Here is an 18,016-nt window from a genome sequence, read left to right as displayed (position 1 = left end):
GTTGATCAGTCCGCGCCCCTCGTACGCGCCCGCTGTGCGACCGGCCGATATACCGAGCGCGATCTCAACGTCATTGATCCCTCCCCGTTTGCGCGGACACGGCGATCATGACGGAGCAGAGAGCCCTTCAGGCATCAGACCGCCAGCTCACGGTGTCCCTCCAGAGGAGCCACACCCTCCATGAAATCGCTTCGCTGATCATTCGGCAGGTGAGACACCAGAGCGGCGACACTTTCCAGGACCTTCACCGCGCCATCCGGGTCCATCTGCTCGTCCTCGCACCCCTCCACGAACCAGAGGACATCGACCAGCGCCTCTGCCAGAGCTCGTGTCAGCGACGCATACCCGGACATAGAACGGCCTCCTCCACAGCAATCGACAGAGTGCGGCCATCTCACCACAGGCCACAGACATCACCACTGGTGAGCTCTCCACAACAAGTGGGCCAGAGCCAAGGAGCAGCACTTGTCCGCCACTTCGGGAGGTGGCGCGAGAGCGTGAGGAACCGAACGGCCTTGGCTGCCGCAGGCTGCGGCTGGGTGTCGTTTACAGTCGCTGGGTCTGGATGGAGACCCCTGTGAGTCGTTCGGCCACGGTCCACAGGCGTGCTGCGGCGGTCTTGTCCCGAGCACTGCGCGGCAGGGGGGCGGCCTTGGTGGGGCCGACCATGGACCAGCGCGGACCGTAGTAGCCGCCGGGTGTGGCGGCGGGGTCGGTGGCCGCGTACAGCAGCGGTTCTGCTCCCTGTTCCGGTCCCTGGGACGGCACGATCTTGTACAGCAGCGATTCGAGCCGGCCGGGTCGGCCGCCGTTCAGGGTGGGGCCGGAGGTCATCAGGTTGGTGCGGGTGTAGCCGGGGTGCGCACCGGCCGACAGCAGCGGCCAGGCGTGCTGCGCGGCGAGGTCGGCCAGGTGGATCATCATCAGCAGGTCGGCGAGCTTGGACTGGGCGTAGGCCCGGGTGGGGCTGTAGGCGCGGGTGGACTGCAGGTCGTCGAAGCTGATGCGTGCCCGGTTGGCGGTGCCGCTGCTCATCGTGGCGACCCGCGGGGCGGGAGCGGCCAGCAGCAGGGGCAGGAGCTGGACGGTGAGGGCGAACGGGCCGAGGAAGTTGCTGCCCAGCTGCAGCTCGAAGCCGTCGTCGGTCTCCGTGCGCCGGGGCACGTTCATCACGCCGGCGTTGTTCAACAGCAGATCCAGTGGCTTGCCCTCGGTGGCCAGGCCGTCGGTGAACTCGCGGACCGAGGACAGGCTGGCCAGGTCCAGGCGGCGGACCTCCACCCGGGCGCCGGGGTGTGCGGCGAGGATCTCGTTCCGGGCCTGCTCGCCTTTGGCCGGCGTGCGCACCGCGAGGACGACGTGGGCCCCCGCTCCGGCCAGCCGCTTGGCGGCCTCCTTGCCGGTGCCGCTGTTCGCGCCGGTCACCACGGCGACCTTTCCGCGCTGGTCAGGAACCTGGTACATGACGAAACTCCATAACGGACTGCCGGTATCTTACCTCCGATCACCATAACGGACCACTGGTATCTACGCAATGGACCAGTGGTCCGTAATATGGGGGCGTGACATTCCAACGTGCCCGCACCGACGAACAGCGCAGCCAGCGGCGGCGTCAGATCCTGGACACCGCGGCGGCGATGCTGACCGAGATGCCGGTCGCGAAGCTGAGCCTGAACGAACTGAGCCGCCGCGTCGGCCTGGCCAAGGCGAACGTGCTCCGCTACTTCGACTCGCGCGAAGCGGTCCTGCTCGACCTGCTCGATACCGAGATCCAGTCCTGGATCACCGAACTGGAGCGAGCACAGCCGGGCGGCGAGGGCACAGCGCGAGAACGCGGGGACCAGCTGGCCGACCTGCTGGCCACCTCGATGACGCGGCGGCCCGTGCTGTGCGACCTGCTGAGCGCGCAGGGCGCCGTACTGGAGCACAACATCTCTGCCGAGACCGGCATCCGCCACAAGCGCGCCGCCCGCACATCACTGAAGGACCTGGTCCAGCTCGTCCTGCGCCACCTTCCCGAACTCGGCACCGAGGGCGCCGCCGCACTGGTGGAAACGACTTTGTTGATGGCCATGACAGCCTGGCAGTGCAGCCGCCCCTCGGAGGCGATGCTGGCGGTCTACGCCTCCGACCCCGAACTGGCCTCCATGCGTCTGGACTTCACCGACCTCGTCCGCCGGACCACGGCAGTGACGGCCTCCGGCCTGCTGGCCCGACACGAAGCACCGAACAACGCCGTCCCGGCCTCCTGAACGACAGCCACTCCCCACCTCCACGAAGGCCCGGTGCACCTTCGCGCTCTCGAACCGCCGCCTCCCGAAGTGGCGGACAAGCACTGCTCGTTCTCATAAACAAAACCAACATCCCGGAGATCCGCCTCACGACTACATCGGAACCACCTCCGCAGTGCGCCCTTCGATGCCTCGGTAACTGGCTGGCTCTGGCCCCGCGGTTCCTTCGCAGGTCCAGGCCAGGTCCCGCAAGTGCGCCCCAGGCGGCCAGCAGGCCGTACACGGGCCCTGTTGTGCGTTCCGTGGTTCCGCCAGGTGGACCTTCGTGGTGAGACCGCCGCGGGGAGCAGCCGAGTCCTTGGTCGCCCTGGTGGCGGGCTGGCCGCTCTCGCCTGCCGGTCACCTTCGGGGGCCGGAGACGGTCTCCTGCGACGTGCTGGTGAGCCCGACAGACTGTTGAGTCCACGATTGCCATTGACCAGTCGATGCGTTCCTGCATATCGGCATCGGCTTGGACGGCCCACAGGAACTTCTCTCACCTGCCGTCCGCCGACCAGCGGCTGTGCCGGTCGTATGCCGCCTGACACTTACCGAACCGGGAAGGCAGAACGCGCCACGGGACACCGGTCCGCAACCGGAGTAGAACCCCGTTGATCACCCTGGGGCGACACGTCCAACGCCCGCACCGCCCCACGTTCCTCGGCAAGTACGACTCCAGCCCCAGCCCACTCCGCGTCACTGAGATCGCCCCGCCCCACGCACCCAGGAACGAGACCTCGCCGGGGTTCGCCTCTGAACCGTCGGACAGGCCCGAGGTGCGCACAAAGACTTGAACGACGTGCGAGGCCGGGAATCTGCTTCAGCGGGACGCCCCCTGGAACGGAAACTGAGGGGGGAGAACTTGGTGAAGGGCGCCGACGGGCTCGACACCGGGGCCGACGAGGACCCGTCCTGCCGCCTCATGCCGACATGCCCGAGAAGGAGTCGCCGTCATCCGCGCCGAGGCCACCCGGCGCCAGCCCCGCTGCCCCTGCGCCCACTGCGCCGAGTTGGAACGCGAGCAGGCCATCGACGATGGCGTATCGCACCGAGCCCTCCGATGACCCGCCGCTTCCACATGTGACCCCGCGCCCCGCCGTACGTCCCTCGTTGCGGCGGGGCCTTCGTCGTTCCTGCACGATGACGGTGCGCGCGCCGCTACGCTCCGGGGCCACACCGACCTCAACGTCACCGCCGAACTCATGCTCGGCGCCCCAAGGCCAGCTCCCCCCCCCGCTGGACCGCGCCGAGGCCGAACCGCAGGAGCCCTCCTCCTCGTTCCTGTGCAGCGACACCGCCGCCCAGCACCTGTCCCGCCTCGCTGACGAACCCGTCGAGGCCGACGGCGCCCTGCACGACTGCCTGCTCAACCTCGTCCAGGAACGGGACCCAGCCCTGTGGTGGCAGTTCGCCGCCGGCGCCGGCAACGCCACCGCCGCCCACTGTCTCTACCTTCTCCACCTGCACCACGGCGAACTGCGCGACGACTGGGCACACCAAGCCTTCATCCTCGGCGCCCAGATCCAACTCACCCCACGCCCCTGCTGCCACCAGCTGGACACCCACACCAAAGCACTACGCGAGGCCGTCGACCGCCTGAAAGCCGACCAAGTCGACGGCGCCCACCTCCACCACCCCGACCAACACCTCGCCGGCCGGATCGAAGAACTCGCCGACGCCTGCTGACCGTCCTGAGCGGCCAGGGGGTGCAGGCGATTGGCGGGCCGGAACTTCCACACGATCCCGTTCATGGACCCTCCGGTCATCCAGCCGACTGCGCACCCGGACCGACAAGGGCAACAATAGACGGATGAACCCCTACTCCACAGCGGTTAGTTCATGGCCTCGAACCACTCAGCCGTCACGCAGAACCCAGCATCATTGGTCGACACCATCTAGAACGGTAGGACGAGTCAAAAGATCTGCGCTCGGCTTGAATTGCGTAGTGCTCGGAGAAAGGGTTCTGTTGGAGGAATGTTCCCGGACAACGGTGCTTGGCCCGGCGAGCTGGCCCATACTGGACCGACTACGGTCGCCAACTTCTCGCATTGACACGAGAGTTCGAAGTATCGGGGGTGTGGCGTGCAGAGCTGCTCCCGTACGGAAGCCACCCGCTTGCTGTGCGCCGGCGTCTACCTCGACTCCGACTTTCGCCACAAGGTGATCGAGGAACTGGTTGAGCATGAAGAGCGCCCTATCGCCCCTTCTCTGGGAATCGACGCCGGCGCTGTGCTGAGTCACGCGTTGCGCGCTCGTACCCAGGAGCTCCATGTAGCCTGCGTGATGCTTGCCGCCTGGGCCGCCTTCTTCGCGTTCGAAGTGGATACCGGCGGCCTGCACATCGACTTCGCCGACGGCAGATGGCTCGACATGCCGGTGCTCTGGGCTCCGGCGTACGCGGTGGTGTGCTGCCTGCTGTGGGCCGGGCGAGTGAGTACGGGCCGCAGCATCGCCGTGTACACCCTCGACCGGGCCACGCTGAAAAGGGCAACACACGGGATCAGGCGGCTCACCCTGCTCCTGCCGCTCTTTCCGCGGACGCTGATGCTCGCGTACTGGGCCACCGTTCTTTTCATCCTGTTCACCAAGGGCCACAACCTGTACGCGGTGTACTTCCCGCTGCTCATGACGAGTGTCGTATGGCTGCACCGCAGCCGGGTGGCGTGGATCATGTCCCACCAGCTGGACCGGGACGTCTTCCCCCGGCTGCCGCCGCCTCCTCTACCGGACACCCGGACCTATCGCCGTATCGGTAGGGCCATTGCCCGCGAACAGTACGCAGGGTTGGCTCTCTACGACCCGTCCCGCCCCTTCGTGGGTGCCGGAAAACCGTACGAACCGTGGTCGTTCGCGATCGAGCTGAAACCGAAGCGCGGGGCTGAGGTCAGTGACCGCCCGCTGGGGACCCGTACCATCGTCGACCTGATCAGACCGCGGCTGGAGGCACTGCGGGAGTCGATGGCAGTCACGAGCCGGGACCGGCTGGGCGACCTGGAAATCGATGAGATCGTCTATCTGCCTGCCGGCGCGGTGCCGCGCACAAGTGTTTCCTATGACACCGCCACTGTGGCATGGCACATCCGAAACGCCGTCGACGAGGGTGGAGAGGCGCGCCGCCACTTCCTGCGAATCCGGATCAGTGCGTGGCAGGAGCACATCGTGGTGACTCTGCTGGTACGGGTGCACACGCAGGGCGGGATGCTCGTGCTGGAAGTGGCCCCGCACGTTCTCACCCCGGTCCGGCCGGAATTCACGGCGGTCGACGTGATCGCGGCACGAGCCCGCCTGGTACTGCGCGACGGCCTGCAGGCGCTGCTCACCAGCCCCACCGCCACCTTCGCCTCGGGTGTGTCCGCGATCGGCACGGCTGCCGCGGTGTGCCGGACCTGGCTGGCCGATCCGCAACGCGCGCTACCGGACGGGCCCGTCACCTCTGTGCGGGAGCTGGGCAGTGTGGAGGAGATCTCGCTGTTCCAGGAGATGGACGTCAGCCGTTACGTGAAGACGTTGCAGGACCGGATCGCCAGCGGGGTGCTCGACGCACTGCGTACCGAAGGCTACGAGACCGGCGAGTTCGAGCAGCAGATCGTCAATGTCAGCGGCGGCGTCTTCATCGGCGCGATGAGCGGCGGCGCCGTTGCCGTCGGTGGCGGGGCAACGGCAGAAGACCGGGGCGGAAGGGGAGGCAGGACATGACCACGAGCCGGGATGCCGACGGCGGACCAGGCGGGCAGGGGCACATCTCTATTGGGGTGATGACGGGAGGTGCCGTGGCCGCGGGGGCAGGTGCCCACGCCATCGACGCCGCGGTGCGGACCGCGGCGGGGCGGCCGGGCGAGGTAGTCGACGCTCCGCCAGAGCTGCTTGGGGCGATCCGAACCCTGCGCGAGCACCTGCGCATGATGACGCCAACCGATGAGACAGCCCAGGTCGATGAGGCTCTCGCCACCCTGGAGGAGGACCTTTCAAGCACGGGCAGGACGGAACGGGGCCAACTGGCGCTGCTGGCATCACGCTTAAACGTCGGCGCCACGGCCCTGGCAGGTCTGGCATCCGCGGTGGCTGTGGCCCAGACCATCAGCACCTTGCTGGGCTGAGACCGAAGGAGGCGGTCAGCATGGCGCAGTGGGACACCCATCGACAGGAATGGGTGCGGGACACTCAGGGCCCGCCGCCCGGACTGCGTGGCTCGCGGATTCTGATACTGGCGACGGTGGCGATACTGCTGTGCTGCGCTCTGGGGTATGGAGCTTGGTTGCTGCTGCGGGGCATCGACTGGGGAAGCGACGAGCCCTTCCCGGGGGTGAGCCTGAGCGCGGAACATGTGCCTCAGAGCTTGCGATGACGTGACGGCGGCAGGGCCCAGGCGGAATGATCCAGGGCACAGTCATCCTGCTCGAAGTGGACCGCCTGCCCGGCGACAGTGACCCGATTCCGGTCTGGCTCCGGTCCTCGAAGACCGGCCTGAACCTCCGAGGTCGATGACCGATGGCCGGTGTTCCTGCGCCAGTTCGACATCGAGCACACCTTCCGCCTGTCAAACAGGCCCTCGGATGGACCCGGCCGAAGACGCGTACGCCACAGGCCACGAACCGCTGGACGTGGCTCGTCATAGCGCGATGCCGCGAAGTCAAGGGCCCAAAGGCGGCGTCAAGAGGGCACGAAATGCTGCAGGGCCCCTACTGTCCAGGGGATCGACCAAGATCTTCCCGAGAGCTGGGGCCCTGTGGTCCAGTCTGTCATGGCCGCCGGCCATCTCGGTGAGTTAACGCAGGCCGTGCCCCCGGAGTCGGTGGACGTAGTTCTGGAGGGGACCGGAGCGCGGAAGCGACGGCTGCGATGTCTTCCGCCCCAGGTAGGGGTGTACTTCGTTTTGGCTTTGGGAGTTTTCGATCGTCTCGGCGCCCGCCTCGTATGGACCAAGCTGGTCGCGGAGCTGACCGTCTGCGTCCCCGAGCCTTCCGAGAAGGCGCTTCGCGACCTGCGTCAGCGAATCGGCCCGGACGGCAGATCGAGTGCGCCTACCTGGCGCTGCGTCACACACTCCTCAAGGCCCGCGTCCTGCGCTCGAAGGATCCTGCCGGACTCACCCTGGAAGTATGGGCACCGCTCACCCTCTACCAGGCATCGCGATCCGCCACGGTCACCACCGTGGAGACCCAGCTTGGTGCCGTCCCGGACCGCGCCGCCTTCATCATCGCCCTGGAGGCCGCCTACGACACCGTCACCCTCGCCACCACCCGACAGCGGCCCTCGGCTACGTCCACACGGACCTGGTCGGGCACATCGGCACCGGTCTCCTGGGCGCCTTGCTTCCCCAACGCCGCCCGCGGACCTCCGTTCGGATCGCGAAGCGCGGCATCTCGCGCTACCACACCTGGAACCGCGATCCACGCCCCCGCAACAGCCCTCCACTCACTGCCAACGACATCACGGTCAAGGCCCTCGTTCTCCCGACCGCACAGGGTCCGGCCCTGAAGGCATCCACCCCTGGGACCGGTTCTGCCAGATCCTTACCGCGCACGCCAACCAACCCATGCCCGCCCACGACCTCGCCGACCAGATGAGGCTTACGGCACTCCAATCCCGCAGGAACCTCGCTTCTCAACTCTGCTTCTGGACCCGCCACAGCCTGCTCACCCCCGAGGCCGCGGCCGATCTCCGCGGCCCCTGGGAGAAGCGGGCCGAGCATGCCCGGCTCATCCCGGCCCGCGTCCGCCGCGGGATTCGGAACCTCCGCACGACACTGCCCTGTCCCCCGCGCGAGCACCGAAATATGCCGGCCCAGGCACTGGGCACCCTTCAGGCCGAAGAACGGCAGCCAGCGTCCCCGGCTCGTACGAGGAAGGCAGCACGAGCCGATAGACCAACAGCCCCATCCACGGCTGCAGACGGGAGAAGTCCGGCCTGTCTTCCTAGTCGAGGACCACGACCTCCCCATCTAGATCCGCCGGTCCCTCCACGCTCTGGCCCGGGGCACAGAGCGTGGAGTACGCCGCGGCTCCCCAAGAGGCGGCCCGCTCACGGATGGGACAGATCGAGACGGATGTCGACGACGCCCTCGACCGCGCGGGCCGCCCGGGCGAGCACTGGTACGAGCGCCTTGTCTCGCAGCGTACCGGCGAGCGTGACGATGCCCTGATGCACGCGGACCTCGACTCCGGACGAGGCGGGCAGCGGCGCGAGCACGCTGCTGCGGACCTCCTCGGCGATGTCCACGTCCGCGCGGAGGAAGACCTTGAGCAGGTCGCTGCGGCTCACCACGCCTTGTAGCAGGCCGGACTCGTCGACGACGGGCAGTCGCTTGACCCGGCGCCGTGCCATGATCCGGGCGGCTTCGGCGAGGGTGGCATCGGCATGGACAGTGACAGCGGGGCTCGACATCAGCTCGCCCGCGGTGACCGCACCTGCCTTGACCATGTCGGACAGGCGGCGCAGCACGTCGTAGCGGGTGGGGTCGGTGTCCCGGAGCTCCTCCTTGGGCAGCAGGTCCGCTTCGGACACGACGCCGATGACGCGGCCTTCACCTTCGAGGACGGGCAGGGCGCTGATCTTCCACTGCTCGATGAGTTCGACGACTTCCTTGAAGGGGGCATCGCGGCCCACGGCGATGCTGGTGTGCGTCATCACGTCGCTGACGGTGTACGGCGAGTGCGTGGGCAGCGCCTCGGGGGACTCTGGGGCGGTGCGTGGGGTGTCAGGCATGGGGGCCTCCGGTGGTGTGCGTACAGCGGTCAAGTTGAGAGTGGGTGACGCGGGAGACGCACGGGTCGTGATTGCGCCTCGTTCGTTGGCACAGGTCCGTCAGTTCCGCGTCGGTCACGTCCTGAACGGGCAGTGCCCGAGAGGCGGTGAGGCGAGGTCGTCCTCGCACTAGCGGGGGGACCGATTCTGTCCGGAGCCCCCCCCCAGCGCGCCGGTGCCGAAGGCGGAGCTCGGTCTCGTGGTTGGAGAGCCCCGTCGGAGGTCCGTCGCCGCTGAGTGTGGTGGGCACCCGGGTGGGCATCACGTCACCCCCTGCTCTCTTCCGCAGGCACGAGTTGCCGCGCGATGCTCTCCGCCCAGGTGGACACCGCGTCGAAGTCGCGGAAGTCGCCACCCTCGCCGGACTTGACGATCATCCGCGCGAGCCGGCCGTCGGCCCGTGCGTCGAGCCGCCCGCCGAACGTCATGTGCTCGCGGGCACCGAGGCTGTGCACCAGGCGCCGCACCGAGGGCGGCGGCGGAAGGTTCCGCCGCGCGGCCGAGGAGTCCAGCGGGCCGCTGCTGAACAGCCACAGCGGGAGCCGGGCCAGGGCCCGCCGGTGACGGCGTGCGAAGCGGCGGGCGTCGCGCTGCCACCGCCCGGCGTACAGCGCGCCGCCGAGGACCACCGCTCGGTACGGCGTCAGGTCCCGTACCGAACCGGCGGACCGCACCTCGGTGGTCAGCCCTGCCTCGCGGAGCACGTCGCCGGCCCTCCGGGCCAGTTCAGCGGTCGAACCGTACGTCGATCCATAGGCGACGAGAACGGTCGGTGCCATCGTGCACCTCCCTCACAGCTTGCGCAGCCAGTCGTCGGCGACGCCCTTGAGCGCTTCGTCGGTGGGCCGCAGATGGGAGTCGTCGTAGCGGTAGGTGAGCTTGTCGACGACGGCGACGACGCCGTCCGTCTGCTGGGTCATGCGCACGGCCACGGACACCTCGCTGCGCCGTTCCAGCTGTCCGCACAGAGTCACCACGCCGTCGAGGACGTCCACGGTGAGGGTGTGGGGAGCCAGCCACAGCGTGTCCACCAAGACCTGCTGGACGACTTCGCGGCGGATCTCCGCGTCGGGCCGCAGGAAGACCTGGAGCAGGTCGCGGCGGGTCACGATGCCGACGAGCCGTTCCTCGTCGTCCACGACCGGCAGCCGTTCGACGCGGTGCCTGGCCATGGTGCGGGCGGCCTCGACGATGGTGTCGTCGGCGTGCACGGTGCGGGCCGGCTGTGACATCAGCTGTCCGGCCATGCGGGCGTGGGCCTTCGCCGCGGCCCTGCGCGCGCCCGGCAGCAGCTTGTGCCAGCGAACTGCGGGGGCAGGCGCGTACGGGTCCTCGGCCTCCGCCTGCCGGATCATGAGGTCGGTCTCGGAGAGCACTCCGATGACCTGTCCGTCGGCGTCGACCACCGGCAGGCCGCTGATGCGGTGGCTGGCGAGGAGACGGGCCACTTCCTTGAACGGGGTGCCGTACCCGGCGGTGACGACGTCACGTGTCATGACCGAGCCGACCTTGCTGTGCTTCATATGCGTTCGCCTCCTCGGCGCACCGCCCTGGTTCAGCGGAGTCGTCGTAGTTGTCGCAGGTAGGGGTCTTGGGAGCGGCGCGGCAGCAGCCGGATCCGCACGTCCAGGGCGGTGATCCGCTCGGGCCTGGCCAGGACCGGGTTGAGGTCGGCCTCGGCGAGTTGCGGCAGGTCGCTCGCGAGCCGCGAGAGCCGCAGCAGCAGTTGTTCGATGCCTCGCAGGTCGACCGGGCCGCCACCGCCGTGTCCGAAGAGCAGCGGCGCGCAGCGCGGCGCGGTGATCAGGTCGTGCACGTCGTGGTCGGTGAGCGGCGCGAGCCGGGCTGCGTGGTCGGCCAGGACCTCGGTGGCGGTGCCGCCGAGGCCGGAGAGAACCAGCGGCCCGAAGACCTCGTCCTGGACGACGCCAGCGAACAGCTCGGTGCCGCGCGGGGCGAGCGGCTGGATGACCACGCCGGTCATCAGGTGCCCGAAGCGGGTCTCCAGGTCCCGGTAGGCGGCGCGGACCTGGGAGTCGCCGCGCAGGTCGAGGTGGAGCGCACGCTGGTCCGCCTTGTGCAGCAGGCCCGGCCAGTGCGCCTTGAGGACGACGAGCCCGTCCGGGCCCTTGAGACGTTCGGCGGCGAGTACGGCGTCGTCCTCGGTCTCGGCCCAGGCCCAGGGCAGTTGGGGAATGCCGTAGCAGTCCATGAGTTCGGCGCACTCCCCCGGGCCGAGCCAGCCGCCTTCGGGGTGCCGGTCGAGGTAGGCCTCGACGGCCGCGCGGGCACGGGGCGCGTCCACGCCGTCGAGCTCGGGCACTGTGCCGGGCGGCCGGGCCAGCCACCGGCCGCGCGCGACCGCGTGGGCCAGGGCGCGGGCAGCCGCCTGCGGCTCGGCGTACGCGGGTACGGTACCTGCGGCGGCGGGCAGCAGCCGTACCGGCTGCTCCTGGTCGACGAGCACCGCGGCGACCGTCTTGTCACGACGCCGGTCCGGGGCGTGGGTGAGGGACCGGACGAGGACGTCGCCGGTCGCCGCGGCGACCGCGGTGGGCACGAGCGCCACCAGGACCGCGTCGACGCACCCGCTCGCCGCGACGCGGTCGACGCAGGCACTCAACTGCTCCTCGCTGACCGCGGCGGTGGCGTCGATGGGGTTCACGGCGCTCGCGCCGTCAGGAAGCACGTCGAGTACGTCCTCGACGAGCTGATCGCTCAGTGGCGGGAGGCTCAGTCCGGCCTCTGCGCAGGCGTCGGCGGCCAGCACTCCGGCTCCGCCCGCGTTGGTGACCACGGCGATCCGGGGTCCCGACGGCAGCGGCTGAGAGTGCAGGAGGGCGGCGGCTTCGAGGAGTTCGGAGACGGAGTCGGTCGCGGTGATCCCGGCCTGGGCGAACAGTGCCCGGCGCGTCATGGTCCCGGTGGCGGCCGCCGCGGTGTGCGATGCGGCGGCGGCGCGGCCCGCCTCGGTGCGCCCGGCGTCGACCGTCAGGATGGGCAGCTTCCGGGTCACGCGCCGCGCGGTGCGGGAGAAGGCACGCGGGTTCCCGAACGACTCCAGGTGCAGCACCGCCAGGTCAGTGGTTCCGTCGCACTCCCACCACTGCAGCAGGTCGTTGCCGCTCACGTCGTACTTGTCGCCGAGCGAGACGAAGCTGGACACGCCGACGCCGAGCCGGGCGAGTCCGCTGAGCAGCGCGATGCCCACGCCGCCGGACTGCACGGCCACTCCGGCAGTGCCGGGGGTGGGGTGGGTGGCGGCGAAGGTGGCGTCCAGGCTGATGTCCTCCTCGGTGTTGGCCAGGCCCAGGCAGTTGGGCCCGACGAGGCGCATGCCGTGGGTGCGGCAGGTGTCCAGGAGGGCCCTCGCCTGGGCGGCGTCCAGGCCGGAGGAGAGGGTGAGCAGGGCTCGTACGCCGAGCTTGCCGCACTCCTCGGCGGCGCTGGGGACCTGGGCCGCGGGCACGGCCAGGACGGCGAGGTCCGGGACCTGGGGCAGCGCGTCCACACTGGGGTGGGCGTGGATGCCCAGGACCATGGCGGAGTGCGGGTTGACGGCGAACACCCGGCCCTGGAAGCCGCCGGTGCGCAGGTTGCGCAACACGGCTCGGCCCACCGAACCCGGTTTGCGGCCGACTCCGATGACGACCACGGACTCCGGACGCAGCAGCGGACGCAGACTCGCCACGTCGGCGGTGCGTCCGCGAGCCTCGACGGACGTCAAGTAGCTGTCGGTCTGATCGAGTTGGACGACACATCGCACTTCGCTGCCGTCGAAGTGTCGTGCGGTGCTCAGGCCGAGGTCCGCGAAGACCTTGAGGACCTCGTGGTTCTCGGCGAGCGCGTCGGCGGTGAAGGCGGTGATCCCGTCGGCACGGGCGGCTGAGACCATGTGCTCCAGCAGGAGGGTGCCGACACCTCGGTGGTGCCAGTGGTCGGCGACGGCCAGGGCGATGTCGGCGGTGACCTGTCCCGGTGCCGGAGAGTCGCCCTCGGTGGGTTCGTACTCGGCGATCCCGATGAGGTGCCCGTCGTGTTCGGCGAGGAGCGCGCGGTAGCCCGAACGGCCGCCCCTCACAGGCACGGAGCCGCCCGGTGCGGCGCACTGCCGCAGGCGCGCCGCTGCCTGCGTGGCCGAACGGAAGCTGGCCACGAAGAACCTGAACCGCAGTTGCTCCGGGGTCATCGTCTCGTACAGGCGCAGCGCCGCGTCGTGGTCGTCCGGTCCCGCGAACCGGATGCGTACCGTCGTGCCGTCTGCCAGCAGGGCGTGCGTGGAGCCGCCCGTCGCCGTGCGGGGAGCGGGAGAGCTGGGAGCGGTCCTGCTGGCCATGGCCTACCTCGCGCTTCTGTTCGGTCGGTTGACGTCTTCAGCGTCCGGCTCGGCGGGCGTGCCGCGCAGTGGCCGGACGGGCACGAGCCGGGGCCGGTCGGCCCCCGCCGGAGGCCGGTGTGCCCGTGTTCCCGCCGACCGTGTCGCGCGACGCTTGCGGTACGAGGAGGTGAGGTCGATGCTCCGGCCGATCGTGGTGGGCCTGGACGGCTCACGAGAGAGTGTCGCCGCCGCGGACTGGGCGGCCAGGGAAGCGTTGCGCCGAGGGCTCCCCTTGCGTGTGGTGCACGCCTGGGAGGGGCTTCCCAGGGACGGTGAGGCAGTGAGTCTGCCCGAGCTGTCCGCCCCGCAGTACTGGGCGCGGCGCATCCTGCGGGGCACCCTGGACCGGCTGTGCGAGCGGTACCCGCAGGTTTCGGTGACCGCCGAGCAGATCGGCAGGTCTCCCGTCCCCGCGCTGCTCGACGAGGCCGGGACCGCGGAGTCGCTGGTTCTCGGCAGCCAGGGGTTCGGCGGCCTCGGCGGGCTCCTCGCCGGTTCGGTGGCGATGGCCGTGGTGGCACACGCACCCACACCCGTGGTCCTCGTACGTGCGGGCTTCGACGCCGTGGCCGAACACCTCCCTGACGGTTCCGGCGCGGCATCGGCGACGACGCCGCACCGATCGGTCGTGGCGGCTGTCGACCTGCGCCACAGCTGTGACTCCGTGCTCTCCTTCGCCTTCGAGGCCGCCCAGCGCCGCGCCGCGCCACTGCACGTGGTGCACGCCTGGCGGCTGCCGAACACCCGTGGCGCCACCGATGAGCAGGGGCACGTGCCCACCCAGCGGGACGCCGAGTGGGTCCTGGAAACCGTCCTCGAACCGTGGCGGGACAAGTACCCGGACCTCACCGTCCACGCGACCGCGGATCAGGGCCGTCCTGTGCACGTGGTGCTGCGCGCCGCACAGCATGCGGGGCTGCTGGTGCTGGGCCGTGAGATGCGGCGCGGCAAGGTGGGCACTCATGTGGGGCGCGTGACACACATGGCCATCCGGCAGGTGAGCTGCCCGGTGGCTGTCGTCGCCCATGCCTGACGCGGGCCGCTACGACGGACGCGTTTTCTCGTACGCTGGGAGGGTGCCCGAGGCAGGGCCGTCTTCAGCCACCGCTGGACGGCGGCGGGCGGCGGCCTCGGGGCGGGGGAGGCTCCATGACAGTCCACAGCTCGAACTCGGAAGTACGCGGCCCTGAGGCGTCGGCCGCACCCGGCGGCTTCGCCAAGAGGTCTCACGACCGCGCCCAGGGCCGTCCTCTCCCGCCCGAGAGCGGACCGCTGTTGGTCGACTTCGCGGCCGGGCGTGGCCTTCGCCAGGTCGCGAGCGGCCCCGCCGATCTCGTCCGCCGGTCCGAAGCGGCCGTCGACTCGGCGATGGGCACGATCCATTCGATGGCACGCCGCGTCGACGAGACCATCGGTGCTCTTGCGCACCGCCCCGACGAGGTGGAGGTCGAGTTCGGCATCACGCTGGACGCCGAGAGCGGCGCGCTGATCGCCAAAGTGAGCGCGGGGGCCTCCCTCACCGTGCGGCTCGCCTGGGGCCCGGGCCCCCCGTGACCGGGGCGCCACCTGCCGGGTATCAGGTCCGACTGCAGAACGTGCGGCTGATGACCGTGCGGGTCGCGCTGTCCGACGGAGGTGCCACGCTCGGGACCGGTGTCGCGATCGCCCCACAGGGGCTGGTCGTCACCTGCAGGCACGTGCTGGAGGCGGGCGGGCTCGACGTGAAGGCCGCGGAACCCCCGCGCGTCGACGTCCACTTCCCGTCCGTGGACCACTGGAAGGCCCTGCGGCTGCGGGCGAGCGTCGTCGCGTACTGCGCCGACAGCGACGACGACCTGGTGTGTCTGCGGACCGAGGCTCCCCTGCCCCGCGGCCGCGTCGCCGTGCTCGGGGACGCCGCCTCCTCCCAGTGGCACGAGTTCATCACCTACGGCTACCGCAGCCTCGGCAAGTACCGTGGTCTGCTCGCCCAAGGCACCATCATGGGCGAGATCGAGGCTCCCGAAGGGCACTTCCTGCTCGCCGAGCCCGTGCAGCTGAGGTCGTCGGACGTCGCCGAGGGGATGAGCGGCGCGCCGGTCCTCGACCGCGTCCGCAATCTGGTCGTGGGCATGGTCTCGGAGAAGTGGGGCTCGGGCGCCACGGCCGAGGACCGCGACACCGCCTGGGCCGTCAACGCACACCTGGTCACGTTTCCCCCGTTCTCCCTCGTGGTGCGGTCCGACGCGCTGCCCATGGAGCACGCCGAGCCGCCGCGCATGGCCGACGAACTGCTCGGCCGGGTACAGCCGCCGCGCTTCGACCACCTTGAGCACGCGCCGCGCCCGCTGACCGAATGGGTTGTGCGCGAGTCCGTCCTGGAGCGCGTCGACCGGGCGGCGGACGACCCCGAGACACTGGTGGTGGGACTGGTCGGGTTCGGCGGAGAGGGAAAGACCACGCTCGCCCGCCAGTGGCTGGAACGCCGCCGTACGCCCGACGACACCCCGCACCTCGCGGACCGGTCGCCTGCCACGGACACGCGCTGCTTCTGGTGGAGCTTCGCCGAGCGCCCCAGCGCCGACGACTTCCTGGAGGCCGCGCTCGACTACGTCAGCGGCGGCCGCGTCACCTCCGACGACTGCGCCGACGGGCGCGCCCGCGCGGAGATCGTCGCCTCCCTGCTCGGCACGCAGCCGTACGTGTTCGTGCTCGACGGCCTGGAGACCGTGCAGGAGCAGCGAGGCGACCACTACGGCAGCGTGCTCAGCGCCCACCTGCGTGACTTCCTGACCTTCTTCGCCACGCCCGGCCACCGTTCCCTGTGCCTGGTCACCTCGCGCGCGCCGATCGTCGACCTCGTCGCCTTCGTGACGTACCGGCAGATCGACGTCCCCGCGCTGACCGGGCCGGCCAGTCGGGACCTCCTGGCCACGTCCGGGGTAACCGGCTCCGACGCCGCCCTGGAACGCGTAGGTCTGCGCTGGGGCGGGCACGCGCTCACCCTCAGTTTGATCGCGGCGTACCTGGTCAGACGGCACGGCGGGGATGTCCGCCGGGTGAACACCCTGCCGCCGCCCGACCCCGACCTGCCGCGCGCCGAGCTCGTGCACGACGTGCTCGCCCAGTACGACGCGTGTCTGTCACCGGCGGAGCGGCACCTGCTCGTCGGCCTGAGCGCGTTCCGCACGCCGGTGGGCACGGAGGCCTTGCAGGTCGTGCTCGCCCACGGCACTCCCGGGCAGGAAGGCGCTGCCCCGGTCTCCGAGCCGTCCGCGCCGCAAGCAGCGTACGCCGCGGCATTGGTGCACCTCGTCGACGCCCGCGTGGTGCGGCGCGACCAGGACGGTCGAGTCAGTACGCATCCGCTCGTACGCGCGTACTTCGCCGCCTCCGTTTCACCGGTGGACACCGTCCGGCTGCACACCTGGGCCAAGGGTTACTACCTCCGCGTCGCCGAGGCGAGTGCCGAGCCGCCGACTACGCTCGAAGGGCTCGATCCGCTCATCGAGGCCGTTCACCACTCCTGCCGTTCCGGCGCGTACGCGGAGGCGTACGCGCTGGTCACCCACGCGCTCTACGCCGGTGACCGCGGTCTGATGACCCGGGAACTCAACGCCTACGACATGGTGCTGGCCTGTCTCGCCGACTTCTTCCCGCGCGGCGATGTCCGCCGTGAGCCCCATACGGCCGACGGCCTCCCCCAGATGCGCGGCTGGCTGCTGCACGAAGTGGCGACCAGCTTGCAGATGCTGGGACGGCTGTGGGAGGCGGTCGCCACGCTGCGTCGCGCCGAAGCCGCCTTCCGTGGCCTCGGACGCCACCACCAGGCCGCCATCAGCTGTCAGAACCGGGTCGAACTGCACTTCGCTCTCGGCCAGTTGACGACGGCCGAGGGGGCCATCACGCACGCGTACGAGCTGGCGGGCCGAGCCCAGGACCGCGAGGACGAACTCGTCGCCGAGACCCTCCACGGCACTCTCTGCCACTACCGGGGGCAGGACGCGGAGGCAGAGCACGCCTTCGCCTCCGCGCTGCGTCTGGCCCGGGAGTTCACCCCCATACCCCTGCTGTACGGCTGGAGCGGCATCCATTATGCGGAGCACCTGCGCGCCACGGGGCGCCCTCGTGCCGCACGCCGTGTCCTGGAGGCCAACCTGGAGATCTGCCGCCGGGCCCGCTGGACCGCCGACGAGGCCGTCAGCCTGATCGGCCTGGGCGAGCTGGCCCTGGACGGGGCCCGGCGGAGCGGCGCCGCAGGACGCCGGGCGGCTCTGGCGGAAGGCCGCACGCGGATCGAAGCCGCGCACACTCTGGCGCAGAGCACCACTCGCCGGGATGTCCTGATCCGCTCGCTGCTCGCGCGCTCCCGGCTCGCCTCCGCCGCCAACAAACCCTCCCTCGCCCGCGAGGAGGCGACGCAGGCCTTGTCCCTGGCCTACAGCGGCGGCTACCGCATCGCCGAGGTCGAGGCCCGCCTGGCCCTCGCCCGCATCCACCACGGGGCCGACGACCCCGACGCGGCCTGGCAGGAGCTGATCCGGGCCGCGGAGACCGCCCAGGAGATCGGCTACCGGCGGGGCGAAGACGCCGCACGAGAGCTCGAAGGCCTTCTCTCCGGGGACGGCATCGAATAGGGCGGAAG

13 protein-coding genes and 3 pseudogenes are annotated in these 18,016 nt (G+C 70.2%); 9 read left to right on the top strand and 7 right to left on the bottom strand.

All coding sequences use genetic code 11. The features are described 5' to 3' along the window. Positions 1 to 134: 134 nt before the first annotated feature. Both CP982_RS40235 and CP982_RS40230 read right to left on the bottom strand, forming a co-directional pair. Complete coding sequence (locus tag CP982_RS40235) at positions 135 to 353, bottom strand: hypothetical protein (RefSeq protein ID WP_150515021.1); 219 nt, start codon at positions 351 to 353, stop codon at positions 135 to 137. A gap of 193 nt (positions 354 to 546) precedes the next feature. Continuing rightward, complete coding sequence (locus CP982_RS40230; RefSeq protein ID WP_150515020.1) at positions 547 to 1,464, bottom strand: SDR family oxidoreductase; 918 nt, start codon at positions 1,462 to 1,464, stop codon at positions 547 to 549. Between the two features lie 98 nt (positions 1,465 to 1,562). On the opposite strand from CP982_RS40230, the gene CP982_RS40225 reads away from it, so the two are divergent. Continuing rightward, entirely contained in the window at positions 1,563 to 2,252 is a 690-nt protein-coding gene (locus tag CP982_RS40225; RefSeq protein WP_212669213.1) for a TetR/AcrR family transcriptional regulator, read from the top strand. A 288-nt stretch (positions 2,253 to 2,540) separates the two neighbouring features. Here the strand turns inward: CP982_RS40225 and CP982_RS42845 are convergent. Beyond that, positions 2,541 to 2,989 (bottom strand): annotated as a pseudogene (locus CP982_RS42845) (IS5 family transposase); the annotation flags it as partial. A 427-nt stretch (positions 2,990 to 3,416) separates the two neighbouring features. On the opposite strand from CP982_RS42845, the gene CP982_RS40215 reads away from it, so the two are divergent. From CP982_RS40215 to CP982_RS42835, 5 genes and pseudogenes are all read left to right on the top strand, one after another. Further along, the gene (locus CP982_RS40215) at positions 3,417 to 3,956 is read left to right on the top strand and encodes a hypothetical protein (RefSeq protein ID WP_150515018.1); all 540 of its coding nucleotides are present in this window, start codon (positions 3,417 to 3,419) and stop codon (positions 3,954 to 3,956) included. 396 nt (positions 3,957 to 4,352) lie between these two features. After that, entirely contained in the window at positions 4,353 to 5,966 is a 1,614-nt protein-coding gene (locus CP982_RS40210; protein ID WP_150515017.1) for a hypothetical protein, read from the top strand. After that, positions 5,963 to 6,367 (top strand): hypothetical protein, encoded by a 405-nt coding sequence (locus CP982_RS40205; protein WP_150515016.1) that lies wholly within the window; start codon positions 5,963 to 5,965, stop codon positions 6,365 to 6,367. The genes CP982_RS40210 and CP982_RS40205 overlap by 4 nt, the downstream gene beginning before the upstream one ends. 274 nt (positions 6,368 to 6,641) lie before the next feature. Then, positions 6,642 to 6,887 (top strand): annotated as a pseudogene (locus CP982_RS42840) (NF041680 family putative transposase); the annotation flags it as partial. A gap of 124 nt (positions 6,888 to 7,011) precedes the next feature. Beyond that, positions 7,012 to 7,263, top strand: a pseudogene (locus CP982_RS42835) (transposase domain-containing protein); the annotation flags it as partial. Positions 7,264 to 8,291: 1,028 nt separating this feature from the next. Here the strand turns inward: CP982_RS42835 and CP982_RS40195 are convergent. The 4 genes from CP982_RS40195 to CP982_RS40180 all read right to left on the bottom strand — a co-directional run bounded on the left by CP982_RS40195 (position 8,292) and on the right by CP982_RS40180 (position 13,350). Next, a complete protein-coding gene (locus CP982_RS40195) occupies positions 8,292 to 8,975 on the bottom strand; it encodes a CBS domain-containing protein (protein ID WP_184924899.1) in 684 nt (227 codons plus the stop codon). Between the two features lie 305 nt (positions 8,976 to 9,280). Further along, complete coding sequence (locus CP982_RS40190; protein WP_150515015.1) at positions 9,281 to 9,793, bottom strand: flavodoxin domain-containing protein; 513 nt, start codon at positions 9,791 to 9,793, stop codon at positions 9,281 to 9,283. 12 nt (positions 9,794 to 9,805) lie between these two features. Beyond that, on the bottom strand, positions 9,806 to 10,537 hold the full coding sequence (locus CP982_RS40185; RefSeq protein WP_150515014.1) for a CBS domain-containing protein: 732 nt from the start codon (positions 10,535 to 10,537) through the stop codon (positions 9,806 to 9,808). Positions 10,538 to 10,569: 32 nt separating this feature from the next. Continuing rightward, positions 10,570 to 13,350: a bifunctional acetate--CoA ligase family protein/GNAT family N-acetyltransferase gene (locus CP982_RS40180; RefSeq protein ID WP_150515013.1), complete on the bottom strand. Its 2,781-nt coding sequence runs from the start codon at positions 13,348 to 13,350 to the stop codon at positions 10,570 to 10,572. Positions 13,351 to 13,528: 178 nt separating this feature from the next. On the opposite strand from CP982_RS40180, the gene CP982_RS40175 reads away from it, so the two are divergent. The 3 genes from CP982_RS40175 to CP982_RS40165 all read left to right on the top strand — a co-directional run bounded on the left by CP982_RS40175 (position 13,529) and on the right by CP982_RS40165 (position 18,008). After that, a complete protein-coding gene (locus tag CP982_RS40175) occupies positions 13,529 to 14,425 on the top strand; it encodes a universal stress protein (protein WP_150515012.1) in 897 nt (298 codons plus the stop codon). A gap of 116 nt (positions 14,426 to 14,541) precedes the next feature. Continuing rightward, on the top strand, positions 14,542 to 14,946 hold the full coding sequence (locus CP982_RS40170; protein WP_212669212.1) for a CU044_2847 family protein: 405 nt from the start codon (positions 14,542 to 14,544) through the stop codon (positions 14,944 to 14,946). A gap of 50 nt (positions 14,947 to 14,996) precedes the next feature. Then, positions 14,997 to 18,008, top strand: a complete 3,012-nt coding sequence (locus CP982_RS40165; RefSeq protein ID WP_150515011.1) for a trypsin-like peptidase domain-containing protein — start codon at positions 14,997 to 14,999, stop codon at positions 18,006 to 18,008. The last annotated feature ends 8 nt before the right edge of the window (positions 18,009 to 18,016 follow it).

Source organism: Streptomyces spectabilis, assembly GCF_008704795.1.
Classification (GTDB): domain Bacteria; phylum Actinomycetota; class Actinomycetes; order Streptomycetales; family Streptomycetaceae; genus Streptomyces; species Streptomyces spectabilis.
This window is presented reverse-complemented; position numbering and strand designations above follow the sequence as displayed.